This is a genomic window from Hydrogenophaga sp. L310, from assembly GCF_055703065.1.
The window spans coordinates 356,931-379,684 of sequence record NZ_JBVPZA010000002.1 but is presented as its reverse complement, the minus strand read 5'-3'; the positions used below and the strand labels follow the sequence as shown (position 1 = coordinate 379,684).

At 69.5% G+C, this 22,754-nt stretch carries 19 protein-coding genes; 3 read left to right on the top strand and 16 right to left on the bottom strand.

Annotated features, from left to right (window positions below; all coding sequences use genetic code 11):
• The first annotated feature begins 110 nt into the window (after nucleotides 1-110).
• Nucleotides 111-326, top strand: coding sequence for a CsbD family protein (locus AC0GNO_RS05520; protein WP_177136489.1), 216 nt, complete (start codon nucleotides 111-113; stop codon nucleotides 324-326).
• 64 nt (nucleotides 327-390) lie between these two features.
• Here AC0GNO_RS05520 and AC0GNO_RS05515 read toward each other — a convergent pair whose 3' ends face one another.
• Nucleotides 391-1,092: a Crp/Fnr family transcriptional regulator gene (locus tag AC0GNO_RS05515; RefSeq protein ID WP_472903244.1), complete on the bottom strand. Its 702-nt coding sequence runs from the start codon at nucleotides 1,090-1,092 to the stop codon at nucleotides 391-393.
• A gap of 258 nt (nucleotides 1,093-1,350) precedes the next feature.
• Here AC0GNO_RS05515 and AC0GNO_RS05510 point away from each other — a divergent pair, with 258 nt between their 5' ends.
• Nucleotides 1,351-2,484, top strand: a complete 1,134-nt coding sequence (locus AC0GNO_RS05510) for an OmpA family protein (RefSeq protein ID WP_472903243.1) — start codon at nucleotides 1,351-1,353, stop codon at nucleotides 2,482-2,484.
• A 67-nt stretch (nucleotides 2,485-2,551) separates the two neighbouring features.
• Here AC0GNO_RS05510 and AC0GNO_RS05505 read toward each other — a convergent pair whose 3' ends face one another.
• From AC0GNO_RS05505 to AC0GNO_RS05485, 5 genes are all read right to left on the bottom strand, one after another.
• Nucleotides 2,552-3,103 (bottom strand): hemerythrin domain-containing protein, encoded by a 552-nt coding sequence (locus AC0GNO_RS05505; RefSeq protein WP_472889641.1) that lies wholly within the window; start codon nucleotides 3,101-3,103, stop codon nucleotides 2,552-2,554.
• 25 nt (nucleotides 3,104-3,128) lie between these two features.
• Nucleotides 3,129-3,323 carry a hypothetical protein gene (locus AC0GNO_RS05500; RefSeq protein ID WP_472903242.1) on the bottom strand — a complete coding sequence of 65 codons (195 nt, stop codon included), beginning with the start codon at nucleotides 3,321-3,323 and terminating at the stop codon, nucleotides 3,129-3,131.
• 111 nt (nucleotides 3,324-3,434) lie between these two features.
• Entirely contained in the window at nucleotides 3,435-4,154 is a 720-nt protein-coding gene (locus tag AC0GNO_RS05495; protein ID WP_472903241.1) for a Crp/Fnr family transcriptional regulator, read from the bottom strand.
• Nucleotides 4,155-4,339: 185 nt separating this feature from the next.
• Nucleotides 4,340-12,868: a glycoside hydrolase family 94 protein gene (locus AC0GNO_RS05490; RefSeq protein WP_472903240.1), complete on the bottom strand. Its 8,529-nt coding sequence runs from the start codon at nucleotides 12,866-12,868 to the stop codon at nucleotides 4,340-4,342.
• Nucleotides 12,869-12,925: 57 nt separating this feature from the next.
• Nucleotides 12,926-13,168, bottom strand: a complete 243-nt coding sequence (locus AC0GNO_RS05485) for a hypothetical protein (protein WP_472903239.1) — start codon at nucleotides 13,166-13,168, stop codon at nucleotides 12,926-12,928.
• Nucleotides 13,169-13,378: 210 nt separating this feature from the next.
• Here AC0GNO_RS05485 and AC0GNO_RS05480 point away from each other — a divergent pair, with 210 nt between their 5' ends.
• Nucleotides 13,379-14,020 carry a glycine zipper 2TM domain-containing protein gene (locus AC0GNO_RS05480; protein ID WP_472903238.1) on the top strand — a complete coding sequence of 214 codons (642 nt, stop codon included), beginning with the start codon at nucleotides 13,379-13,381 and terminating at the stop codon, nucleotides 14,018-14,020.
• 214 nt (nucleotides 14,021-14,234) lie between these two features.
• Here AC0GNO_RS05480 and AC0GNO_RS05475 read toward each other — a convergent pair whose 3' ends face one another.
• From AC0GNO_RS05475 to AC0GNO_RS05430, 10 genes are all read right to left on the bottom strand, one after another.
• Nucleotides 14,235-15,071 carry a response regulator gene (locus AC0GNO_RS05475; RefSeq protein ID WP_472903237.1) on the bottom strand — a complete coding sequence of 279 codons (837 nt, stop codon included), beginning with the start codon at nucleotides 15,069-15,071 and terminating at the stop codon, nucleotides 14,235-14,237.
• Nucleotides 15,068-16,777, bottom strand: coding sequence for a hybrid sensor histidine kinase/response regulator (locus tag AC0GNO_RS05470; RefSeq protein WP_472903236.1), 1,710 nt, complete (start codon nucleotides 16,775-16,777; stop codon nucleotides 15,068-15,070). The genes AC0GNO_RS05475 and AC0GNO_RS05470 overlap by 4 nt, the downstream gene beginning before the upstream one ends.
• 111 nt (nucleotides 16,778-16,888) lie before the next feature.
• Nucleotides 16,889-17,038 (bottom strand): lmo0937 family membrane protein, encoded by a 150-nt coding sequence (locus AC0GNO_RS05465; protein WP_226492336.1) that lies wholly within the window; start codon nucleotides 17,036-17,038, stop codon nucleotides 16,889-16,891.
• A gap of 26 nt (nucleotides 17,039-17,064) precedes the next feature.
• Nucleotides 17,065-17,472, bottom strand: a complete 408-nt coding sequence (locus AC0GNO_RS05460) for a hypothetical protein (RefSeq protein ID WP_472903235.1) — start codon at nucleotides 17,470-17,472, stop codon at nucleotides 17,065-17,067.
• A complete protein-coding gene (locus AC0GNO_RS05455; RefSeq protein ID WP_472903234.1) occupies nucleotides 17,469-17,852 on the bottom strand; it encodes a hypothetical protein in 384 nt (127 codons plus the stop codon). Before AC0GNO_RS05455 ends, AC0GNO_RS05460 begins: the two co-directional genes overlap by 4 nt.
• Before the next feature lie 16 nt (nucleotides 17,853-17,868).
• Nucleotides 17,869-18,264 (bottom strand): hypothetical protein, encoded by a 396-nt coding sequence (locus AC0GNO_RS05450; protein ID WP_472903233.1) that lies wholly within the window; start codon nucleotides 18,262-18,264, stop codon nucleotides 17,869-17,871.
• Nucleotides 18,265-18,305: 41 nt separating this feature from the next.
• A complete protein-coding gene (locus AC0GNO_RS05445; RefSeq protein ID WP_472889628.1) occupies nucleotides 18,306-18,572 on the bottom strand; it encodes a glycine zipper 2TM domain-containing protein in 267 nt (88 codons plus the stop codon).
• 22 nt (nucleotides 18,573-18,594) lie between these two features.
• Nucleotides 18,595-18,912 carry a BON domain-containing protein gene (locus AC0GNO_RS05440; protein ID WP_472903232.1) on the bottom strand — a complete coding sequence of 106 codons (318 nt, stop codon included), beginning with the start codon at nucleotides 18,910-18,912 and terminating at the stop codon, nucleotides 18,595-18,597.
• 258 nt (nucleotides 18,913-19,170) lie between these two features.
• On the bottom strand, nucleotides 19,171-20,388 hold the full coding sequence (locus AC0GNO_RS05435) for an efflux RND transporter periplasmic adaptor subunit (RefSeq protein ID WP_472903231.1): 1,218 nt from the start codon (nucleotides 20,386-20,388) through the stop codon (nucleotides 19,171-19,173).
• Nucleotides 20,385-22,754 carry an ABC transporter permease gene (locus tag AC0GNO_RS05430; RefSeq protein ID WP_472903230.1) on the bottom strand — a complete coding sequence of 790 codons (2,370 nt, stop codon included), beginning with the start codon at nucleotides 22,752-22,754 and terminating at the stop codon, nucleotides 20,385-20,387. The genes AC0GNO_RS05435 and AC0GNO_RS05430 overlap by 4 nt, the downstream gene beginning before the upstream one ends.

Genomic DNA, 22,754 nt, shown 5'->3' with positions numbered 1-22,754 from the left:
GCGCTGGCGTATCCAGAACCGTTCGCCAGCGCACAGACGCCGACCCCTGTCCGACCTAAAAAGAGAGTTGTGGTGGACGTTCCTGTTCACCCACAAACGGAGGACACCGCATGAACTGGGACACCATTCAAGGCAACTGGAAACAACTCACCGGCAAGGCCCAGCAGCAATGGGGCAAGCTGACCGACGACGACCTGCAGGTCGTGGCCGGTCACCGCGACCAGCTGGCTGGCAAGATCCAGGAGCGTTACGGCATTGCCAAGGACGAGGCCGAAAAACAGCTCAAGGACTGGGAAGACCGGGCTGACGACAGCTGGTTGAAATAACCCGCTCGACACGCTGCCCGCCTGCGGCAGACCACCGGCCCGGGCAGCAGCCCGGTGCCGTGGTTCACGGCTTTCGTCCTGTCAGTTCCACATGGAACTGTTTGTCGGCGGCGTAGCAGCTGCAGGCCTCGGCCTCCAGCCCCGCCCGGTTGAGCACCTGCAGCTCGCCGCGGTGGTAGGCGATGAAGCCACTCTGCTGGAACGACCCGGCCGCCTCCGTCACCCCGACGCGCCGCACACCCAGCATCAGCGCCATGAACTCCTGCGTGACGTGAAAAGTGTCGGCCTGCGCGCGGTCCTGGCTCATCAGCAGCCAGCGCGCCAGGCGTGGCCCGATCTCGTGAAAACGCTCGCAGGCCGATGCCAGGGTCTGCTGGTGCAGCCGCACCAGCAGGCTGGACTGCATCACCTCCTGCAGCGGCAGGCTGCTCGCGATCTCCGCGCGCAAGGCCTCGGCGCCGATGCGCCAGCTCTTGCCCTCCCCCTGCACCAGGGCCCGCCAGGGCGTCTTCGCCAGCCCCAGCACCAGCTCCGAACCGAGCATGGACTCACGCCCCACCATGCCCACTTCGAGCGCCGGGTAGTCGTCCACATCGATCACCAGCGAGATGAAGCCCGAGATCGGAAAGTGCGCGTGGCTCAAGGGCTCGCCGCGCACGCTGAGTTCGGACGACAACTGCAGGTCAAAAGGTTCGCACTGATCCAGCAGATGCCGTCGGTCGGCTTTCGGCAGTTGCTGGAGCAGGAGGTTGTCGGCGTGGGCCATGGGCTTGGGGTGTTCCTGGTGGCTCAGCACCACCCGGGAGAGGCGGTGTCATGAAAGGCGCGGTGTGTCCTCGGCGCATTGAAAAACAGTGTGCGAGCCCATGGGGCTGTTGACTGTCTGGCAGCGCACACAAGGGGAAAAGAACCGGCGGTGTGGCGCTCCTGCACATGTTCGTCAGCGTACCGACGCTGTTCGTGCGGACCCCTAAAAACAGGGGGTGCAATCCGCGCAATGCGTCTCTGGCGCAAGAAAGAACCCATGAAAAAACTGACTGTTATCCACCTGCTCGGCGTCGCCGGCATGGCCACCTTCCTGGCGTCTTCTGCGTACGCGCAGAGCACCAGCCACTTCTACGGTGGCGGCTCGGTCGGCCAGTCCCGCACCGAGATGGATCCCGCACACACCACCGGTGTGCTGCTGCCCGGCGTCAACACCACCGGTGTCGCCACCGACAACACAGGCAATGCCTTCAAGATCTTCGGTGGCTACCAGATCAACCGCAACATCGCCCTCGAAGCGGGCTTCTTCGATCTGGGCAAGAACCGCTTCAGCGCCTCCACCTCGCCCTCGGGCACGCTGTCCGGCGAGACCCGGGTCCAGGGCCTCAACTTCGATCTGGTCGGCACCCTGCCGCTGACCGAACGCTTCTCCGCGCTGGCCCGTGTGGGCGCGCAGCACGCCTGGTCCAAGGACCGCTTCAGCGGCACCGGCGCCGGTGCCGGCATCCCGTCGAGCAGCAAGCACAACGACTCCAACTACAAGGTCGGCCTGGGCGTGCAATACGAGATGACGCCCGCGTTCTGGATCCGCGGCGATGTGGAGCGCTACCGCATCAAGGACGCCGTTGGCCGCCGTGCCAACGTGGACGTGGCCTCGGTCAGCCTGGTGTTCCCGTTCGGCCGTGCGCCCGAGCGCGTGGCCGCGGCGCCGGTCTATGTGACACCCACCCCGATGCCGGCGCCCGTCGCCGTGGCACCGATGCCCGCACCGGTGGTGATGGCGCCCGTGCCCCAGCGCGTGAGCTTCTCCGCCGACACGCTGTTCGGCTTTGACAAGTCCACCGTGCGCCCTGAAGGCCGGGTCGAACTCGACAAGTTCAGCAACCAGCTGAGTGGCACCAACTACCAGTCGATCCGCGTCGAAGGCCACACCGACCGCCTGGGTTCCACGGCCTACAACCAGGCGCTGTCCGAAGAGCGCGCCGAATCCGTCAAGAACTACCTCGTGACCAACGGCAACATCGACCCGACCCGCATCAGCGCCGTCGGCAAGAGCGAAACCCAGCCCGTGACCGCGGCGGGTGATTGTCCGGACAGCCAGGCGCGCAGCGCGCTGATCAGCTGCCTGCAGCCCGATCGCCGCGTCGAGGTGGAAGTCACCGGCACCCGCTGAGCCCTGTTCCAGGCGAACAAAAGCCCGCCACCGTGGCAACACGGCTGGCGGGTTTTTTGTGTGGGGTTCAGGCCAGCGTCAGATGGCAGTCCGCCGGCCAGCCGGACACCGGCAACTTCCGCGGTGGCGGCAAGCCCACCAGGGTGACATCCTGTTGCTGTGCGCGGCGCCAGCGGGCCATCTGTTCGCCCAGCAAGGCGGTGTCCACCCCCACCCCGCGCACCGCCACAAACAGGATCGCCCGCACCTCGTCCATGCGCGGCAGCACACAGTCGCCGATGTCGTTGACCATGGCGTCGTAGCCGGGATCGGCGGGGTCCATTTCGTCGAGCCGCGCGATCAGGCCGCGCAGCGCCGTGCGGTCCCACAAGACCGCCTGGGCGCGGGCGTCGCAGTCCAGCACCGGGCGCACCCCCGGGTAAAAGACTTCTTCCTCGATCTGCGCATTCAGGCTCAGCGCCTCGCACAGCCGGTCCACGATCTCGGCTTTTTGCTCGGGGCCGCAGCCCTCGACCAGACGCACGCTGTCGTACTCGCGCAGCAGCTTGCGGATCACCTCGTGATCCAGCCGCAACTGTTCCAGTGCATCGCGCGTGCGCAAGCGGGCTTTGTGTTGCATCGGTGCGCTCTCCGGCTGCTGCGTTTCAGCGGCGCCGTGTCACAGGCGTGCCCGGGGCGGCCTGCGGCAGGCTCCAGGTGGGTCGCACCGGCGCTGGCGGTTGCGATGGACGCTTCGCCCCCTCTGGGGGTGCGCCTTCGCTGGTCGTGGCGTCTTGCTGCGGCTCCAGCGTGAGGGGCTTCGGCGCCGGAGGCTTGGCTTTGTTCGCGAGTTCGATCATGGCAGGTGCCCTGGTGCAGGATCCGCGCAAAACGCGCCCATCCGTCTGGCTTTGTAACGGCAGGTACCCGGCGGCGTCTGTGCGATACCGCACCCAGATCGAGCGCCCTGCTCAGTCCGCGAGGCGCAGGGGCAGCAGGCGGTCGTATTCTTTTTTCACCACGGCATAACACTCGCAGACGCGACCTTCCAGCCCGTCGCGGTCCATCACGGTGATGTGACCCCGCGCGTAGCGGATGAGGCCCATCTTCTGCAGATTGAGCGCGGCCTCGGTGACACCCTCGCGGCGCACGCCGAGCATGTTGGCGATGAGTTCCTGCGTCATCACCAGCTCGTTGCCGTCCAGGCGGTCCAGGCTCAACAGCAGCCAGCGGCAGAGCTGCTGGTCCAGCGAATGGTGGCGGTTGCACACCGCCGTCTGCGCCATCTGGGTGATGAGCGCCTGGGTGTAGCGCAGCAGCAGGTGCAGCACCGGCCCGGAGCGGTTGAACTCGGTCTTGATGTCGGCCGCGCGCAGGCGGTAGCCTTTGCCGGCGCTCTGCACCACGGCGCGGCTCGGTGTGGTCTCGCCGCCCATGAAGAGCGCAATGCCGACCAACCCCTCGCGGCCCACCACGGCGATCTCGGCCGAGGCACCGTTTTCCATCACGTAGAGCAGCGAGACGATGGCGTTGATCGGGAAGTAGACGTGGCTCATCTTGCTGCCGGACTCGTAGAGCACCTGCCCCAGCGGCAGTTCCACCGCCTCCAGCAGCGGACCCATGCGTTGCCATTCGGATGCGGGCAACGAAGCCAGCAATTGGTTGGCGGACTGGTCCGGCTCAATATCCATCGTTCATATCCCTCTTGTGGATGCTCTTTCGGCCGCGGTACGGGCCGTTGTGAAAGCTTGCGCGGAACGTCAACCCGGCAACTGGGTGTGTGCGATAGCGTACACCCTGAAAGGGGCTGTGTCCGTTCGCTGACGCACAAAAGCCGGTCCTGTCACGGACAGGACCCGATCACCCGGCTCGCCGGTCAGGCGGCGGGCAGCAGCGGCACGACAAAACAGCTGTTTTGCGGCAGATCGGTCCAGCGCAGGGACTCACCCACGTGCAGCAACTGGGCATGGGTGTCGGCGCAGCTGGACAGTGCCGCCAGCGGTTCGCCACGCACCAGCACGAAACGCATGCTGTGCCCGTTGCGCACCAGTGTCAACTCGGCGCGGGGCCAGTGCGTGGGCAGGCAAGGGGTGAAGCACAGGTCTTCGGCGCCCATCTGCAGACCCAGGATGGAGCCCAGCGCGGCGCGGTGCAGCCAGCCCGCGGCGCCTGTGTACCAGCTCCAGCCGCCGCGGCCTTCAAAGGGCGGCGCGCTGTAGACATCGGCCGCCATCACATAGGGCTCCACACCATAAGACGCGCCCCACTGCGGGTGCGCCGCGCGGTGCGCCGGGCTCAGGTAGGTGAAGTAGCGGTAGGGTGTGTTGCGGGCGTCGATGTTGCCCGGCTCCCGCAGCGCCAGCTTCGCCGCGGCCATCAGGGCCCAGACGCCGGCATGGGCGTACTGCCCGCCGTTTTCGCGCACCCCGGGCGGGTAGGCCTGGATGTAACCGGCGCTGGGGCTGGCGTGTTGCAGCGGCGGATCGAGCAGGCGGATCAGGCCATGCACCGGGTCCACCAGATGGGCCTCCACCGCGTCCATCGCCAGGCGCAGGCGCTCGGGCGAGGTCTGGTCCGAGAGCACGCTCCAGGCCTGCGCGATCAGGTCGATGCGGGCCTCGGCCTGCGTGGCCGAACCCAGCGCGCTGCCGTCGTCAAAGAAGGCGCGCTTGAACCAGGCGCCGTCCCAGGCTTCGCTGCCCAGCGCAACGCGCCAGCCGGTCAGCGCGGCTTCCCAGGCGCGCGCCCGGTCGCGTTCGCCGCGAGCCCGCGCCAGCGGCAGCCAGTCGCTCACGATGACGCAGAGGAACCACGCCAGCCAGACCGACTCGCCGCGCCCTTCGCTGCCGACGCGGTTCATGCCGTCGTTCCAGTCGCCGGTGCCCATCAGCGGCAGGCCGTGGGCGCCCACCGGCAGGCTGCGGTCGATGGCACGCGCGCCGTGTTCGTAGACGCTGGCGGCCTCGTTGCTGATGCCGGGCGTGTCGTAGCGGTCTTCCGCGCCCTCGGGCACCGGCGGGCCATCGAGAAAGTGCACAGGCTCTTCCAGCAGGGCCTTGTCGCCGGTGGCCTGCAGGTAGTGCGTGGTGGCGTAGGGCAGCCACAGCAGATCGTCGGAGAAATGCGTGCGCACGCCAGCGCCGCCCGGTGCGTGCCACCAGTGCTGCACGTCGCCGGCCTCGAACTGGCGCGAGGCACAGAGCACGATCTGCGCGCGCAGGATCGCGGGGTCGGCCCCCACCAGCGCCATCGCGTCCTGCAGCTGGTCGCGGTAGCCGGTGGCGCCGCCGGCCTGGTAGAAACCGGCCTTGGCCCACAGGCGCGATGACACAGTCTGGTAGAGCAGCCAGCGGTTGATCAGCGCGTCAAAGAGCGGGTCGGGCGTCTTCACCTGGGTGCTGCCCAGCAGCGTGTCCCAGCGCGCCAGGGTGCGGCGTTCGCGCTCTCGGGCGTTGCTGGCGGTGGCCTGGCGCATGAGCGCACGCGCCGCCTCCGGGCTGGGCGCGTAGCCGAGCAGGAAGACCTGGTCGAGCGCCGCGCGGGGGCGCAGCGTGACCGGCCGGGAGATCGCGGCACACGGGTCCAGCCCGTGACCGCTGCGCTGCCCCAGGCGCTTCGGCAGCACCAGCTGGCCCTGCCGGTCAAAGAAGGCGCGGCGGTCGCAGGTCCAGTCCAGGCCTTCGGGGTCGTGCACGCCCTCTTGCGACTCGCAGAAGAAGGCGGTGCCCTCGCCAAAACCACCCGCGGTCTCGGTCTGGGTGCAGAGCAGCCCGATCAGGCCGGCGCCGGGCGGGCTCTCGAAATCCGGCTGGCACAGCAGGCTGGCGCGGTCGCTGCGCTTCTCGCCCATCATCCACTCCACCAGGCCGGTGATGCGCAGGTGGGCCTTGCCGCTGCCGTGGTTCACCAGCCGGATGCGCACCTGCTTGACCGCGGTGTCGGCATCGACGCACCAGCTCACCGACACGGCCAGCGAGCCGTGCCGGTGGCTGATGGTGGTAACGCCCTGGCCATGCACCACCTGGTAGCTGATGCCCTGGGCGGCCCAGGCCGACGGGGTCAGGCTCCAGACCTCGCGCGTGCGGCGGTCCTGCAGCAGGAAACATTCGGGCGGCGGATCGCCCACGGGGTCGTTGGCCCAGGCGGTGAGCTGGTTCAGGCGGCTGTTGCCCGCCCAGGTGTTGCCACCGCCGCTCTCGGACACCAGCGCACCGAAGCCGGGGTTGGCCAGCACGTTGCACCAGGGCCGCTGCGGCGTCTGCGCGGCGCCCGCCTCAAAGGCGAACGCGCCGCTGTCGTCCGAAAACACGCCTTCGGCCGGCGCGGCCGCGGTCTCGCCCAGGCGCAGCGGCACCGGGTCGGACAGCGCCCGCGCGCTGCCCCACTGCCCCGCCACCGGCGTTTCGTGGCGGTCGCACCAGCCGCGCACCTGGTGCAGCAGGGCCTGGCCGTCCGCCTGCAGCTGCACGCGCGCCAGCTGCCGCAGCGTGGTGACCTGTCCGGGCGTCAGCTCGTCGGCCCGCAACAGGTGCAGGCCGGTCACGGCGGGCCCGGGGTGGGCCTGCAGGTCGGCCGCGTGCTGCTCGATCAGCAGGGTGAGCTCGCGCTGCAGCGGCATGTGGTACGAGTGCGCCTCGTGGCTGAGCACCACCACATCGCAGGCCACGCCGGCGCGCAACCACTCGCGCAACACCAGCGCCAGCACGCGCAGCAGACCCAGGCCCTGTGACGCCCCGGCGTGCACCAGCAGCAGCGGGCGGTCGCCCGAGATCGCCAGCGGCCAGAGCAGGCGCCGGTCGCTGCGGTGCGATGATGGGTTCGTGGGGCCGGCCGGCGGCATGTCCGGCCTGGGCAGCGTCAGCACCAGGGCGGTGGTCAGGGCGTGCAGCGCGGGCAGGTAGTCGGTGCGCGGGCGGTGCGGCACCGCCGAAATGCCGGCCAGCGTGGCCGACATCACCGAGGAACGCGCCACATAGCTGGGCTGGCGGTACTTGTCGATCACGGCCCGCAGCGTGTCCGCATCGTCGCTGGCGGCGGTGGCGAAGGTGACCGTGGCCTGCCCGCCCGGCGCGATCAGCAGGCGCACGCCGAGCGCGGCCACCGGGTCCAGCCCGGTGGCCAGCGGGCCGGCCTCCAGCGGCACCGGGTCCATCTGCGCCAGCGGCTGGGCCGGCGTGTGGTGGCGGCCGAGCCAGCGCAGGCGGTCGGTCTGGCAGCGCAGCCCCAGCACCTCGCCCTCGGTGTCGGCGACAAAATGTGCCGCCTGCATCGATTTTTCGGTCTGCAGGCGCGGCGCGCGCACGCAGCGCAGCGCCTGCTGCTCGGGCAGCCAGTCGGTCTTGACGAACAGGTTGGAGAACGCCGGGTGCGCCTCGTCGGCGGCGTGGCTGGCCAGGGTCACATCGAAGGCCGAGATCAGCTCCAGCTCGATGGGCTGATCACTCAGGTTGAACAGCACCACCTTGCGCAGCTCGACATCGTCTTCCGGGCTGACCCAGACCGTGGTGTTGATCCGCAGTTCGCTCCAGACCGCATCGAAACACACGCGGTCGGTGTGGAAGCGGCAACTGTAGGTTGCGTGGGGGTCGGGCGCGGGGTGGCGGGTGACCGACACCGGTGGGTCGGACTGATCCAGGCGCAGGTAGACGAAGCTGCCGCAGGCATCGCGCAGCGCGTCGTCGCGCCAGCGCGTGATGCCGGTCTGGCCCCAGCGGCTCCAGCCGGCGCCGTTGGCGCGCAGCGTGACGCTGTAGCGCCCGTTGCCCAGCAGGTGTGTGGGCTCCAGCGCCTGCGCGCCGGGGGTGAGCGTGCGGATGTGGTCCGGCGCGCGGCGTTGCCAGGCCTGCAGCGGCAGCCGCAGCGGCGCCTGCAAGGTGGGCAGTTCGCGCGGCGCGCGCTCGTGCAGCAGCGAAGCCACCGCCTCCATGCGCGGATGCGCCATGCCCCAGCGCTGCGCCACGCCACCGCGCAGCACGTTGGCCAGCGCCACCAGGCTCATGCCCTGGTGGTGCGCCATGAAGGTGTGGACCACGGTGCAGCGCCCGCCGTGGGTCTGCCGCGCGGGGGTGTAGTCCAGCGCCTCGAAGAAACCGTAGCGCCCGCGCGCCGACAGCGCGCCGAGGCGCCGCAGGTTGTCGCAGGCCAGACCCGGGTCCACCTGGGTCGCGAGCACGGTGGCGTAGGGCGCGATCACGCGTTCGTCCAACGGCGTGCGGCGCAGGGCCAGGCGCGGCACGCCCTGGGGCGCGTACTGGTAGGCCAGGGTGTGGTCCTGACCGGCGTAGGCGCTTTCGGAGATGCCCCAGGGCATGGCCGTGCCGTGCACGAAGGCCATCTGCTCCTGCAGGGCCGAGCGCCCGGCTTCGCGCAGGGCACTGCCGCGCGGCTCGGCGGCCACCAGCGAGGGCATCAGGTACTCGAACATCGAGCCCGACCAGGAACGCAGCACGGCGCGCCTTCCGCTGGCGAAAAACGGCCGGCCCAGCGCCGCCCAGTGGCGCACCGGCAGGTCGCCCTTGGCGATGGCGAGCAGGCTGGTGCTGCGCGACTCGGAAGCCAGCAGGTCGTAGAAGCTGGTATCGAGCTGCTGCTCTTCAAGGCGGTAACCGATGTGCAGCAGGTGGCGTTTGGGGTTGTAGAGAAAGCGGAAGTCCGGCGCCCAGGCCAGCGCCTCCAGCGCAGCGGCGAGGTCCAGCAGGCGCCCCGTGGCGCGCCCACAACTGCCCGCGCCCACCACGGCAGCGTCCTGGCAGGTGGAGTGCAGCGTGGCGAGGTGGTCGCCCAGCATCCAGACCAGTTCGTCCTGCGGTGTGGTGACATGGCTGACGATGGCCGGGTGGCGCGCCTGGGTCAGGCCACCCAGTTCGCGGCGGGCCTCCTGCAGCAGGGTGTGAAAGGCGGCGCAGGCCACAGGCTCGCAGGGTTCGGGTGCGGCGGTCTCCAGCAGCCGGCCAATGGCGGTCTGCGACAGGGGCCGGTGCAGCAGGGTCTGCAGCAGGTCCAAGCGCGGCTGCAGCCGCTGGCGCGACCGGCGCAGTGCGTCGGCACCTGCCAGCGCGGCGTGTGGATCGCGGGCCAGCTCGGTGCAGGCCTGGGCCACGGCGAGCAGGTGCGCACAGAGGTTGCCGCTGTCCACCGTGGACACGTAACGCGGCGGCAGCGGCTGCAGTGTCCGGGTGTCGTACCAGTTCAGGAAATGGCCGCGGTGGCGCTCCATCTGCTGCAGGGTGGCGAGCGTGGCTTCCAGCCGCGTCAGCAGGTCCTGCGTGCCGATCCAGCCGAACTGGCGCGCGCAGGCGGTGCTCAGCAGATACAGGCCGATGTTGGTGGGCGAGGTGCGGTGCGCCACCATCTCGTAGGGCGCGGTCTGCAGGTTGTCGGGCGGCAGGTGGTGGTTGTCGGCGTCCACGCAGCGCTCGAAGAGTCGCCAGGTGTCGCGCGCCACACCTTCAAGCAGTTCGCGGTCGGCCGCCACCAGCGCAGCGCGGCGGCGCTGCCAGGGGGTGTTGCCCAGCCACACCAGCAGCGGCGCCAGCGCCCACAGCCCGAGCACGGTGAGTGCCAGTGCGCCGGGGGCCGGCGTGAGCAGCCACAGGCCACCCGCCAGGACCAGCGCGACCAGCGGCGCGGCGCGGTGGCGCCACAGCGTGGCTGGCAGGCCGGTGCCCAGGCCCGCCTGAGCCGCTTCGGCGGTGGTCCATTCGAGCAGGTGGCGGCGGCTCACCAGCAGCCGGTGCAGGGTGCGCAGCACGGCGTCGAGCGCGAGCAGCGCCTGCTGCGGCAGCAGCGCCAGGTGCCAGAGCCCGCCACCCAGCGCGCGCAGCAGATCCTTCGCCGAGGCCACCGCATAACGCTGGCCCAGCAGGCGCCAGTGGCGCGGCACACAGCCCGCCAGCGCGCCCATGAGCGGGCCGGCGGCGTGCGCGGCCAGCGTGAGCGCCAGCGCCGCGGGCAGCGACAGGCCCAGCCCCGCCATGGCCAGGCCGATGAGCAGCAGGCAGGCCGGTGCCACCAGCGAGCGGCGCAGGTTGTCGAAGAGCTTCCAGCGGTTGATGGCGCCCAGTGGCCACGACCGCGACCGCAGCAGGAAGGGCAGCAGTTGCCAGTCGCCGCGCGCCCATCGGTGCCCGCGCGAGGCGGCGGCGTCGGCGTGGTCGGGGTCGGGCTCGATCAGGGTCACGTCGGTCACCACGGCGCAGCGCACCAGGGCGCCTTCGAGCAGGTCGTGGCTGAGCACCTGGTCGGTCGGCAGGCGATCGCCCAGCACGGCGTGCAGCGTGGCCACGTGCAGCAGGCCCTTGCCGGTGAAGCTGCCTTCGCCAAACAGGTCCTGGTAGACGTCGGTGCTCATGGCGCTGTAGGGGTCGATGCCGGCCTGGCCGTCGAACAGCCACTGCCAGGCGGTGCGCCTGCCCTCCCCCGCCAGCGGCGGCACCACGCGCGGCTGCAGGATGCCGTAGCCCTGCAGCACGCGCCGCCCGGTCTCGTCCAGCCGGGGCTGGTTGTCCGGGTGTTCGGCCACGCCCACCAGGTTGCGCAGGCGCCCGGGCGGCAGCTGGGTGTCGCTGTCGAGCGTGAAGAGGTAGCGCGTGTGCGGCGCCATGCGCGAGAGCGGACCCAGTTCCAGAAACGGTCCCGCTGTGCCGGTGGCCAGCGCGGCGACGAGCTGCTCCAGCTTGCCGCGCTTGCGCTCCCAGCCCAGCCACTGGTCCTGCGTGGTGCTCGGGCTGCGCTCGCGGTGCAGCAGCAGGAAACGCGGCGGGCTGCCCGGCGCCACCGGGTAACGCGCGTTGAGCGCCGTCAGGAGGCTCTGGGCGTGGGACAGCAGGGCCTGGTCTTCGGGTCGGTGTTCGGTGTCGGCATCGGACCAGTCGCTGAGCAGGGCGAACTGGGCGTGGGCTTCGGGGTTGGCGAGGTGGTGCAGGTGCAGCCGGTGCACCGTCTGCGCGATACCGGCCGGGTGGTTCAGCAGGGCCGGCACCACCACCATCACCCGCGCCTGCGGCGGAATGCCGTCGGCCAGCAGCAGGCGCGGCAGGTGCGCGGGTTTCACCGACTCGCCGATCAGGCGGTTGACCACCGCCACCACGGCTTCGGACGCGGGCAGCAGCATCACCAGACCCACCAGCACGCTGCCGAGCTGGACCGGCCAGCCCGCGGCCAGCCAGTCGGGCCGGTGCAGCAGCACCGCCACCAGCAGCAGCGTGCCGGCCAGCATGGCGCCGAGGTAAGCGGGCGTGCGCGAGAACCCGGCGAACGAGCGCCACAGACCCGCCACGCGGTGTTTCAGGCCGAGCGCCTGCTCCAGCGTGGCGCGGCCTTCGCCGCGCAGCCAGTGGCCGGCCAGCGCGGCGGGGCCGCTGGCGCCGTCCATCAGCGCCAGCAGCACCTGGGCCACGGCGGCCTCACCCTGCCCGCTCTGGGTGGACAGGCGCTCGATGCCGTGCAGCGTGGTGTCGCGCGTGGCGTCGTCTTCGGCTTCGAACACCGGCGAACGCAGCATCACGCGGACCACACGGCTGGTGCGCGCCACGATGCCGGGCCAGTCGGCCGCGCCAATCAGGCGCAGCGCGGTCACGGCGTTGCCCACGCTCAGGTGATCGGCGGCCTGGGCCGCGTGGTGCTGGGCCTGCAGCACGGCCAGGTCGGGCACCACGCCCAGCAACCACCGGCGCACCTGCGCCACGGGCGAGTCGCCAGCGGTGGTGTGTCCCACCAGGCTTTGCGCCAGGTGCGACAGGAAGACATCGCCCACCCCGCGCTGCTCCATGAGCCCGTGCATCGACGTGACCGCGTCCAGCGACAGTTCTTCGATGCGGCTGGCACACAGGCTGGCGAAGTCGTGCGCGGCCTTGTGGCTGGCGATGCGGTCGGCCAGGCGGCGCAGGTTTTCCACCAGCACCACGCGCAGCGTGGTGGGCAATGCCCACAGTTCGCCCTGGCTGAGTTCGCGCGCGTCCTGGTAGGCGTCGAGAAAGTGGACCAGCAGGCTTTCGTCAAAGGCGCTGTCGGTGTGCGCGACATAGGCCCAGGCCACGCCGTAGATGCGCGGCAACCCCACCAGCGGCGGCTCCTGCAGCACCGGCAGCGAACGGTAATAACGCGCCGGCAGGCCTTCGCGGATTTCCCGCAGCTGGCTTTCGATCAGGTGGAAGTTGTCAAACAGCCATTCGGCCGCGGGGCTGATGTCGTGGCCATCGTGGGCCTCGACCGCGATGTACTGGTAGGCCGCCCGCAGGCTGCGGATGTTGCTCTGCAGGCGCGGGTAGAACGTGGCCTGGCCAAAGCCCGCGCGCCCGGCCCGGTGCGACACGCCCAGGCTGCGACCGTGTTGTTCAAAACGTGCAACACCAAAAAGCTCCGAGCGGATCGGTTCGAGCGCGACGCCGCGGGCGGCGTCCAGCATGCGCTCGATTTTCTGCGGTACCCAGGCCCATTGCGCTTGCAGGCTCGCTGCGGCCACTTACAGCATGAGCCAGGAGCCGCCGAACAGCAGGGTGAGCACCACCGCCGAAGTGATCACGCGCCCGGCCAGCAGGCCCTGGAGTTCGTCGGCGCCGTTGCGCAAGGTCTGCAAGGGCCCATGCTGGGCGCCGCAATGGGCCAGGTGATCGCCCAGCGCCGAGCGCTCCCGCAACGAAATGTCCGCCGGGTGGCCAAACGAAGAGGTATCCCAGCTGGGGGACATGGAAGGAATCTTGGACATGGTCTTCTCCGTGAGCGGGTGAGGGGAAGCCTTGCTGCGGCTTCCGGGTCAACCTTTGTAAGCGCAGGCGGCTCGCCGGTCTGTACGGAGCCGAACAGATCGATCCTTTGCACGGTCATCCGGGTGTTCGTCAGCGCACAGACCGGGCGCTTTTCGGGGATTACCGTGAATGGCGATCCGCGACGCTTCCCTTCACACAAAGGACTCCCCATGACACACCCTTCACACCGTTTCTCCCTCCGGCAGACAGCCTTTTCGCTGGCCGCCGTCGCCACACTGGGCCTGGCCGGCTGCGCCGTGCCCTACCCGGTTTACGAACAGCAGCCGATGACCCAGGCCCCGGTGCAGGTTCAGCCCTACCCGAGCCAGCGCGAGATGACCCGTGAAGAGCGCCGCGAGGAACGACGCGACTTCCGCCGCCGCCAGAACGAGCCCCTGTTTGAGGCCGAGGTGCTGTCGGTCCGCGCCGTGATGGGCCAGTCCCAGCAGCGTTGCTGGATCGAACGCGAACAGGTGCAGCAGCGCCAGGCACCGAATGTCGGTGGTGCGCTCGTGGGCGCCGTCATCGGCGGCGTGATCGGTCACCAGATCGGTGGCGGCAGTGGTCGCGACATCGCCACGGCGGGTGGTGTGGTGGCCGGTGCGGCGATCGGGTCCCAGGTGGGCCGCGACCGCTACGGCAACCAGGTGAGCACGCAGGACGTGCAACGCTGCACCAACAACAATGTCAGCAGCGAGCCCGCCTACTATGACGTGACCTACCGCTTCCGCGGCAACACGCACCGCGCCCAGATGCTCTCGCCTCCCGGCCGCAGTATCACTGTGAACCGCGACGGCGAGCCGCGCGAATAGAGGTTTCCCCCCCCGCAGCGCTTCGCGCTACCCCCCAGGGGGCGGCACTGGCCGTCCGGCAAAGCCGGCCCGGCGGTGCCCTGGGTTGGGGCGCTCCGTCATCCTGAGAACCTGGATTTTCGACCGGAGTCGTTGCAACGCGCCGACCACCCCGGATGAGCCCCCACCGGGCAGCGCCTGCCGCAGCCGCGAGGAGTTGCCCCAAGGGCATCCCTCAGCGCAGCGAAGACCCCAGAACCTCAACGCCAAACCCGCGGTAGCCGATCAGCGTGCAGCTGGCATCGAACATCGGCGTGCCGCTCACGCGGTACTGGCGGGTCACACCGCCGGGCATCACACGGCTCAGCACCATGTCGAGGAACGGGCTGCGCGCCGCGATGCGGGCTCGCAGCGCCTCGCGTTCAACCGGGTTCCATCCACTGTCGATGAGGTCCCCGCTGCTCTCGGCGTTCAGGGCATCCACCTGCAGACCCAGCATCTCCAGCACCGGGCCCGAGACTTTGGTGAAACGGCCCTCGCCGTCCTGCTCCCAGTACCAGTCGGTGGCCAGTTCGGTCAGGGCACGGTAGCGCGCCTCGCTCTCGCGCAGCTCAGCGGTGCGCTCCTGCACCAGCTGTTCCAGGAAGTGGTTGTGGCGCTCCAGTTGCCGGTGCAGCAGGCGCACCTCGATCAGGTTGTGGATGCGCGCCTTGACCTCGACCAGGTCAAACGGTTTGCTGACAAAGTCCTTCGCGCCCGCCTGCAGCGCGCGCAGTTTGTGGCCTGGCTGGGCGGTGATCACCAGCACCGGCAGGTAGTCGTCGTCGGCGGTGCTGGCCTTGAGGCCTTCCATGACCTGGAAGCCGTCCATGCCCGGCATCTGCAGGTCGAGCAGGATGAGATCGAACGGCGCCCTGCGGTGCATCGCGCAGACCTTGTCGGGCTCCGTGGTGCTGGACACCCGGGTGTAGCCGGCATCTTGCAGCATGGCTTCCAGCAGGGCCACGTTGGCCGGCTGGTCGTCCACGATCAGGATGCGGGCATTGAGCCGTTCTTGCTGGGTGAGGTTCATGCGGGCTCCTGGTGCGCGGCGGGACCGCTGGTGGTTTCAGCGACCTGCAGGGCCGCGTCGAGCGCGTCCATGAGCTGGGCGACCTTGATGGGTTTGGTGAGGTAGTTGAAGAAACCCGCGTCCAGCCCTTTCTGGATGTCGCGCGGCACGGCGTTGGCGCTCAGCGCGATGACGGGGATGTGGGCGGTGTCCGGGTCGGCGCGCAGGATCTTCAGCGCTTCGATGCCGCTGATACCGGGCAGGTTGATGTCCATCAGGATCACCTCGGGCTGGTACACGCGGGCGAACTCGATGCCCAGGCTGGCATCGGCCGCGCCCAGCAGGCGCATGCCCTCGCGGCGCTCGATGATCTGCTCGACCAGCTCCAGGTTGGCCGGGTTGTCTTCCACGTACAGCACGGTGTGTTGTGGCGTCCCTGGCGCCGCTTCGGGATGCGATGGGCCAATGGGCAGTGCGTCCAGCTCGGCCTGCTGCGGCGCAGCGGTCAGCGCCATCTCGACCCAGAACACGCTGCCCACGCCGGGCGTGCTGTCGACACCGATCTGGCCACCCATCAGGTGCACCAGCCGCTGCGTCACCACCAGACCGATGCCGGTGCCCTCTTCGGTGCCGGACTCCTGACCCAGCCGGTTGAAGGGCTGGAACAGCTGGGCCAGCTGGGCGGGTACCAGGCCAGGACCGGTGTCGCGCACGCTGATGCGGACCGCATCGGGCGGGCTCAGCGTGCAGACCACCGTCACATGGCCCCCACTCTGGTTGTATTTGATGGCGTTGAACAGCAGGTTGATCAGCACCTGCTTGAGCCGGGTGCGGTCGGCCTTCACGTAACGCGGCGACTCCAGCTGCGCAAACACCATGCCGATGCCACGCTGCTGCGCCTGCGGCTCGACCATGGCGCGGCACTCGGCGAGCACCTCGGTGAGCGAGACCGGCTCCCCCGAGAGCGAGAGCTTGCCCGACTCGATCAGCGCGAGGTCCAGGATCTCGTTGATCAGCTCCAGCAGGTACCAGCCGGCTTTCAGGATCTGCCCGATGCTGCGCTGCTGCGTCGGCGTGGGCGCAGGCGTACCCGATTCGACCAGCTGCGCAAAGCCCAGGATGGCGTTGAGCGGCGTGCGCAGCTCGTGGCTCATGCTGGAGATGAAATCGGTCTTGGCCAGGTTGGCTTTTTCGGCCGCGTCCACGGCCTCGTTGAGCTGCTGCTCCACCCGCTTGCGCACCGAGTTGTCGGTGCCGATCAGCAGGTAGCCGATGATGTCGCCGTAGTCGTCGCGCAGCGCGGTGATCGACACGATGGCCGGGAACCAGCTGCCGTCCTTGCAGATGTAGGTGAGCTCGTAGATGTCTTCGATGCCGCGCGAGGCCTTGAAGGCCAGGGCTTCGAAGCCCGGTGCAATCGGTGTGTCGAGCTCCAGGCTTAAGGCCGTGGCGCGCGCATGCACCTCGTGCGGGTCGTGCATGTCGCTCGGGCGCACGCGGTTGACCACCTCGTCGGCGCGGTAGCCCAGCATGCGCTCGGCACCCACGTTGAAGAGCTGGATGATGCCTTTTTCGTCGGTCGCAATGATCGAGAAGTTGGCGCTGTTCAGGATGGCGTTCTGCAGCGCACCGGCCTTGAGCAGGGCGCTGCGCCGGCTGGATTCGGTCGGTTCACCCGGCTTGCCCGGCAGTTCAGGGGCGTCATGGCGGGGATTTTTCTCGGACATCAGGATCTCGGGTGGGTGCCGCCCGTGGCGACATGGACGGACACTAGCCCCCCCCCCCCGGGGTGCGTCTGTGCGCTGGCCCACACAGCCAGCACAACGGGGGGTGCCGATTCAGAGCGGACTGCGTCCGCTGATCACGCGCAGCAGCACCATGACGATGGCGACCACCAGCAGGATATGGATGAAACCGCCCATCGTGGTGGCGGTGACGAGCCCCAGCAACCAGAGGATGAGCAGGACGACGGCGATGGTGTAAAGCATGGTGGTTCCTTGGGTGGGGGTTGGTATCAGGGAGGGCTGCTGCGGCGCCAACCGCTCCACAGCAGGGCAGCGCCAGCGAGGGCCACGACGGCCAGGCTGGTCTTGGGATGGCGGCGCACCACGGCCAGTGCCGCGCCCAGCGCCTGGGTTTTCAGCGGCGGGCCGGGGAGCGTGGCGGGTGAATCCCGCATCCAGCCCTGGGCCAGCGCGCCGAGCGCCAGCGAAGCCACGGGGTGCGTGCCCAGGCTTTTGAGCACGGGCAGCGCCGCGGCCGCCACCCAGCCATACGAAGCATGGGCACGACGATCCTGTTCCAGCCAGCCGGACAAGCGCTGGCGGTTGCTTTCCAGCCGGGCGCTGGCCGAGCTGGTGTGCGCGTGCCCGGCCGCTGTGGGTGGGGAGGCTGGTGGCAAAGGTGCAGGGGTGTCGTTCATGGGGTGCCCGGGTTGCGCAACAGGGCAGCGTCCTCGGCCAGTTGAAGGCGGAGGCTGGCAAACGGTTCGACAGCCTCACGGTCCTGCGCCTGCCACAGCGCCCACAGGCCGAACACCGCCGGCAACACCGGCGTGAGCACAAACAGCCAGGGGAAACGCCAGCCGGCCGAGGGCAGCGAAGCCCACAGGAGCAGGGCCACGCCCAGCAGGATGGTGGCCACCACCAGGCAGGCAGCGCCCGCCAGCTGGAACGCCAGGCGCCGCTTCAGGCGCGCGCTGCCGATCACCAGCTCTTCACCGAGCAGGCTCGCATAAGCCGCCGCGTGCTCCGCGAGCAACAGGGGCTGGGAAGCCGCCAGGCGGAACACGGGGTGGATCATGACAAGCGCTCCGGGTTCAACGACCGTTGTGACCGCTGTGATGGCGGCTGAACAGGGCCACCAGGCCCATGAGCGCTGCGCCCACGGCAGCGGCCATCAGCATCGACTTGACCGGCTCATGCTGGATGAAGCTGGCGGTGGCGTCTTTCACATGCAGCGATTTTTCGCGCAGCTGGCCGGCGCCGTCGCGCACGGCGTCCATGCCGCGGTGCGCCAGCGCTTCGGTGTCGCTCACCAGATGATGGAGCGCGTTGCTGGTCTGGCTGCGCGCGCCGTCCAGGTTGCTGGCGAGCTGGTTGATGCCCTGCTGGGCCGCGCGCTGGGTGTTCCGTATGGCGTGCTCGGTGGAGTTGGCGACCGAGCTGGCCAGGGAAGAGGCGTCATCGCCCAAAGTGCTGATGGGATTGCTCATGGATTTCTTTCGGTGGGTTGAAGTGAAGGGCAACAGGCCATTCATCTGCGGTAGCGGCGGTCACGGCGATAGCGGTCGTCGTCGGTTTCGATCTGGTTGCCGATGACACCGCCGATGGCAGCGCCACCCAGGGTGCCCAGCGCGCTGCCGTCGGTGAGCACGGCGCCGCCCACGGCACCGACGCCCGCTCCGATGGCGGTGTTCTGATCCTGGCGCGACATGCCGGCGCAGGCACTCAGGCCCGCGACCAGGGTCAGCGAAGCGGCCAGCGTCAGCCAGCGGGACTCAAAAGGAATGTGTGTGTTCATGGGGTGACCTCAAACCTTTCGGTCATTTCTTCATGCGCATGTCGTTCTTGATCGACTTGACGCCGGGCACGCTCTGCGTGACCTGAACGGCGCGGTTGATATCGGCCTGGGAATTCACAAAGCCGCTGAGCTGGACGGCGCCCTTGAAGGTCTCGACGTTGATCTCAGCCGACTTCAGGGTTTCTTCCTTGAAGATGGCGGCCTTCACGCGGGTGGTGATGACGGTGTCGTCGACGTACTGGCCGGTGCTCTCTTGTTTGCCGGTCGCAGCGCAACCCACCATGGTGGTGAAGGCCGCAGCAGCCAGAAGAAGAACGGAGAAGCGTTGTTTGGTGATCATGGGGTACTTTCTGTGCAGAGGTTGAACGGGCTGCGCAACCGGAGGCTGCACCGCATGGCAGACCGGGTTCATGTCCAGTGCCATTGACGACACGGTAAAGCCGGGCCCGCGGCACGTCTGTGCGCTGCCGCACCCTTGGTGCTGGTGAGCTGAACGGACGTCCGCTGGCCACCTGCCGATGCGCGAACGGACCCAGCCCAGGGCACCGCCGGGCCGGGTTGCCGGACGGCCAGTGCCGCCCCTTGGGGGCTGCGGGGGTTACCGCTCCTTCACCGGCTGTCCGTCGGTGACGATGCTGCCCGGGTAGAGCAGCACGGTCTCGCCCTCGCGCAGACCGTCCTTGATCCAGGCCATGTCGGCGTTGCGGTCGTTGAACACCACCGCCCGCGCGCGCGCTTTGCCGGCGTCGACAACGTACACGCGCCAATGCTCGCCATCGCGCACCAGCGCCGCGCTGGGCACGAGCACGGCATCGGCCTGCGACGACACGGTGATGCGCGCGTCCACGCGGAAACCGTCGCCCAGGCGCGCGGCGTCCGTGGGCAGCGCCGCCAGCCCCACGACCACGTTCACGCGCTGCTCTTCGATGCCGAGCGCCGAGACCTTGGTGAAGGCCACCGGCTCGACCCGCGTGACCGTGCCGGGCAGCGGGGGTGCGCCGCTGCCGGTGGAGAGTTGCACCGGCGCACCGGGCAACACCTGCCGCACCTCGCCCGAAAGCACATCGATCACCGCTTCCATGGACGCAATGTCGCCGATCTCCAGCAACGGCAGGCCTGCGGTGACGGGGGCTGCGCTGTCCAGGTGCAGCTTGAGCACCTGGCCGTTCACCGGGCTCCTGATCTCCCACAGGCCGGTGGACCGTTCGCCCGCGGCGGGATCGGCCTGGCTGAGCGCGGCGCGGGCTTCGGCCACCGCGAAGCTGGCCATGGCCTGCTCGGCCTGGGCCGCGGCCAGGGCCTGCTGCGCCGAACGCCGGGCCAGATCGGCCTGGTCGCGGGCCGAGGGGGCGATGAAGCCCTGCTGGGCCAGCTGTTCGGCCCGGCCCGCTTCCAGCGAGGCCTGCGCCAGCGCGGTCTGCGCCCGCTGCACCTGCGCCGCGGCCGCGCGGCGGGCCGCGTCAGCACTGCCCACGCGCTGCTGCAGCACGGTGCGCGTGCGTGCGTCGATCAACTGGGGCGCTGTGGGCGCGAGCCGGGCCACCACGTCGCCCGCGCGCACCGGATCGCCCACCTTGAGCGTGGGCCGCTGCAACTGGGCCAGGGTGGGCGCAGTGATCACGTAGCGGTTTTTCAGGCGCAACTGGCCGTCCTCCTCGATCACCTGTTCGAAGCTGCCGGTGGTCACCGTGGCCACCTCCACGGTGATCGGCCGGGGCCGGTAGACCGCATAGACCATCGCGGCCGCGGCCAGCAGCGCCAGCCCGACGATGGCCCAGCGCCGGGGTGTTTTCCAGGGGCTTTTTTGTTGATTCATTCGCGTACCTTCAAGACAGAAACCAGGTCCAGCCGGTCGATCTGCCGGCGCACCAGCAGCGCGCTGACAATGCCCGCCGCCAGCACGATCAGCGCGGCCGAAGCGTAGGTGGACGGCTCGATCACCACCGGGAAATCGATGCTGTCCGACGCCATCAGCCGCATCATCAGCGAGGCCAGCCCCCAGCCGGTGAGCGCCCCGATGGGCAGGGCCACCAGCAGCTCGGCGCCGAGCTCGGCCAGCAGCAGCACCGAGACCTCGGCCCGCGTCATGCCCAGCACGCGCAGGCTGGCGAGCTCCCAGGCGCGCTCGGAGAGCGCGATGCGCGCCGCGTTGTAGATGATGCCCACGGCCATGGCGACCGCAAACAGCGTGAGGATGCCGCTGAACACGCCCATGTTGCGCGAGGTGGTCTTGTTGAAGGCGGCCATGGTGCCGGCCTTGTCGAACACCGAGCTGATCACCGGCGCGGCCTTCACCGCGCCCCAGAACGCGTCCATCGCCATCGGATCGACCTGCAGCGCCGCGTCGGCCACGCCGTTGCCGTCGCGCGCCAGCGCGTTCATCGCGTCCAGGTTCATGTAAAGCAGCTGGCCGAACATGGTGTGCACGATGTCCACCACCGGCACCTCGACCCGCTGCTGGTTCCAGAGCCGGAACTCCAGCTCGATGCGGTCGCCCACGCGTGCATCGAGCGCGCGCGCCAGCAGCGAGGACAGCACCACGCCGTGCGCCGGCATGGCCACCGCGCCGCGCGTTTCATCCACCACGCGCATCAGCTGCGCGTCGCTGCGGTAGCCGGTGAGCGCCGTGTCTTCGCTGCGCCCGCGCAGGCGCACGCGGACCGGCTCGGTGCGGTAGGGCTCGGCGTCGATCACGCCGGGCAGGCGCTTGAGGTCCTGCACCACGCTCACGGGCACCGGGCGGTGGAAGTTGACCAGCACATCGCCCTGCTGCACCTGGCGGAACTGCACGTCGACGATGTGCGCGATCGCGTCGATCCAGAAGGCACCGGAAATCTGCAACGCCACCGCGAGTGCGATCCCGGTCACGGTGAAGGCCGCGCGCATCGGGCGGCGTTCGAAATTGCGGATCACCATCATCGCGCCGGTGCTGACAAAACGGCGCAGCCCCAGCCGCTCCACCAGCGTGGGCTGGTAGGCCGGCGGCGCGGGCGGCTGCATGGCCTGCGCGGGCTTGAGCCGCACCACGGCGCGGATCGCGTTCCAGGTGCCCGCCGCCGCAGCGGCCGCGGCGAGCAGCGCCGACACCACCACCAGCCAGGCACTGGTCTCGTAGGTGAGTCCGTTGAAGCGGAACACCTCGTCGTACAGCCCGAGCATGCCGCGGCCAATGAGCTGGCTCAGGCCCAGCCCCACCGCCACGCCGAGTCCGGCGATGGCCAGCGCGAGCTGGATGTAGTGCCACGCGATGGCGCCGTCGCTGTAGCCCAGCGCCTTGAGCGCCGCGATCTGGCTGCGCTGCGTGGCCACCTGGCGGCTCAGCACCACGTTGAGGATGAACATCGCCACCGCCAGGAAGATGGCGGGCAGCACCGTGCCCATGACCTGGAGCTGGTCCAGCTCATCGCCCACGATCTTGGCCGAGAGCTGCTTGTCGCGCCCGACCGCGCCGAAAGCGCCGTAGGGCTCCAGCAAGCGGTCCACCTGCACCAGCACCGGCGCCGTGGCCTGGCCCGCGTCGAGCCGCAGCGACACCTGGTTGAACGCGCCCTGCATGTCGAAGGCCTGGGTCATGCGTGCGCCGTCGATCCACCAGATACCGAAGGACTGGTCGTCGGGCGCGCCGCCCTGCGAGGCGAACACGTACTCGGGCGACGCGGCGGTGCCCACCAGGTGCACGCGCTCGCGCTTGCCGTTCAGGATCGCGTGCACCGTGTCGCCAGGGTTCAGCCCGCGCGCGGCGGCAAAGCGGTCGCTCACCAGCGCTTCCAGCGCGCCCTCGCGCTCGGGCCAGCGCCCGCGCTTGAGCGTGAGGGTGTTGATGCCCTGGCGGCCGGCGTGGGCGCGCGCCAGGTCCAGGCCGATGAAGCGCCCGGTGACCGGCGGCAGCACGCCCGGCAGGTCGATCTGCGCGTCGAACAGCACGTCGAGCTTGACCTCGGCGACACCGGGCAGCGCGGCGAGGCGCTCGCGCAGATGCACCGGCGCGCGCTTCACGTTGGCAAACACATCGGCCAGCCGGTTGTCGCGGTAGAAGTCATCTCGCGAACCCTGGAGCGACTGATGCACCGAGAACATGCCCACAAACCCGGCCACACCGATGGCCACCACCATGGCGATGGTGGCCACCTGCGCGCGCAGGCGCTTCAGGTCGCGCCAGAGCTTGATGTGGATCGCCTTCAT

Excerpts from the sequence above, each read along its gene's own strand:
- AC0GNO_RS05520 (WP_177136489.1), top strand. The coding sequence starts at position 111 with ATGAACTGGGACACCATTCAAGGCAACTGGAAACAACTCACCGGCAAG.
- AC0GNO_RS05515 (WP_472903244.1), bottom strand. The coding sequence starts at position 1,092 with ATGGCCCACGCCGACAACCTCCTGCTCCAGCAACTGCCGAAAGCCGAC.
- AC0GNO_RS05510 (WP_472903243.1), top strand. The coding sequence starts at position 1,351 with ATGAAAAAACTGACTGTTATCCACCTGCTCGGCGTCGCCGGCATGGCC.
- AC0GNO_RS05505 (WP_472889641.1), bottom strand. The coding sequence starts at position 3,103 with ATGCAACACAAAGCCCGCTTGCGCACGCGCGATGCACTGGAACAGTTG.
- AC0GNO_RS05500 (WP_472903242.1), bottom strand. The coding sequence starts at position 3,323 with ATGATCGAACTCGCGAACAAAGCCAAGCCTCCGGCGCCGAAGCCCCTC.
- AC0GNO_RS05495 (WP_472903241.1), bottom strand. The coding sequence starts at position 4,154 with ATGGATATTGAGCCGGACCAGTCCGCCAACCAATTGCTGGCTTCGTTG.
- AC0GNO_RS05490 (WP_472903240.1), bottom strand. The coding sequence starts at position 12,868 with ATGCTGGACGCCGCCCGCGGCGTCGCGCTCGAACCGATCCGCTCGGAG.
- AC0GNO_RS05485 (WP_472903239.1), bottom strand. The coding sequence starts at position 13,168 with ATGTCCAAGATTCCTTCCATGTCCCCCAGCTGGGATACCTCTTCGTTT.
- AC0GNO_RS05480 (WP_472903238.1), top strand. The coding sequence starts at position 13,379 with ATGACACACCCTTCACACCGTTTCTCCCTCCGGCAGACAGCCTTTTCG.
- AC0GNO_RS05475 (WP_472903237.1), bottom strand. The coding sequence starts at position 15,071 with ATGAACCTCACCCAGCAAGAACGGCTCAATGCCCGCATCCTGATCGTG.
- AC0GNO_RS05470 (WP_472903236.1), bottom strand. The coding sequence starts at position 16,777 with ATGTCCGAGAAAAATCCCCGCCATGACGCCCCTGAACTGCCGGGCAAG.
- AC0GNO_RS05465 (WP_226492336.1), bottom strand. The coding sequence starts at position 17,038 with ATGCTTTACACCATCGCCGTCGTCCTGCTCATCCTCTGGTTGCTGGGG.
- AC0GNO_RS05460 (WP_472903235.1), bottom strand. The coding sequence starts at position 17,472 with ATGAACGACACCCCTGCACCTTTGCCACCAGCCTCCCCACCCACAGCG.
- AC0GNO_RS05455 (WP_472903234.1), bottom strand. The coding sequence starts at position 17,852 with ATGATCCACCCCGTGTTCCGCCTGGCGGCTTCCCAGCCCCTGTTGCTC.
- AC0GNO_RS05450 (WP_472903233.1), bottom strand. The coding sequence starts at position 18,264 with ATGAGCAATCCCATCAGCACTTTGGGCGATGACGCCTCTTCCCTGGCC.
- AC0GNO_RS05445 (WP_472889628.1), bottom strand. The coding sequence starts at position 18,572 with ATGAACACACACATTCCTTTTGAGTCCCGCTGGCTGACGCTGGCCGCT.
- AC0GNO_RS05440 (WP_472903232.1), bottom strand. The coding sequence starts at position 18,912 with ATGATCACCAAACAACGCTTCTCCGTTCTTCTTCTGGCTGCTGCGGCC.
- AC0GNO_RS05435 (WP_472903231.1), bottom strand. The coding sequence starts at position 20,388 with ATGAATCAACAAAAAAGCCCCTGGAAAACACCCCGGCGCTGGGCCATC.
- AC0GNO_RS05430 (WP_472903230.1), bottom strand. The coding sequence starts at position 22,754 with ATGAAGGCGATCCACATCAAGCTCTGGCGCGACCTGAAGCGCCTGCGC.